The sequence below is a fragment of the Vibrio sp. MOR3 genome, assembly GCF_001557775.1.
GTDB classification, from domain to species: domain Bacteria; phylum Pseudomonadota; class Gammaproteobacteria; order Enterobacterales; family Vibrionaceae; genus Vibrio; species Vibrio jasicida.
Genome location: NZ_LNRD01000054.1, coordinates 1 through 520 on the forward strand (window position 1 = coordinate 1; position 520 = coordinate 520).

Here is a 520-nt window from a genome sequence, read left to right on the forward strand (position 1 = left end):
TAACGCCTTGTTAAGGGGTGAGCAACGCAATACCGAAGCCGCCGCATACCACCTTAATCACTTAAACCAGCGCATAGTAAAAATGCCACGCGTTGCGAATCCCTCTTGAACAATTTGTTAGGTGTATGCCTCCGAGACTTCTGAAACTGAAAAGCTCATAGCCAAAAAGGAAATTCCTGAGCCAGACTCATAGTTATGAACCTCTATTTGAGCATGAGCCCATTGACGGCCACTGATATCTATAATCGCTGTACCACCAAGATATCCACTGAAGCCTTTTTCAATTTCTAGGTTAGACACACCTTCAAACTTGAAGCTTTTGAACATGCCATTCCTGTCGTGAGACACAATTTCAATTGAGCTCAACGTAGAGTCCCAAGGGTCGACATTATACTTAAACTCAACCAAATCATTATTTGTAAAGTCTGCAAAAATCACTTTTTCTGACAATTTGACCTCCTGACACCTAACGCCGCATTAAGGTGTGAGCGACGCTTGGCTATACTTGAGCGAAGCGAAA

At 43.1% G+C, this 520-nt stretch carries 1 protein-coding gene; it reads right to left on the bottom strand.

Annotation, left to right across the window (positions count from 1 at the left end):
* Positions 1–117: 117 nt before the first annotated feature.
* Positions 118–450, bottom strand: a complete 333-nt coding sequence (locus tag ATB76_RS26900) for a hypothetical protein (protein WP_061036402.1) — start codon at positions 448–450, stop codon at positions 118–120.
* Positions 451–520 lie beyond the last annotated feature (70 nt).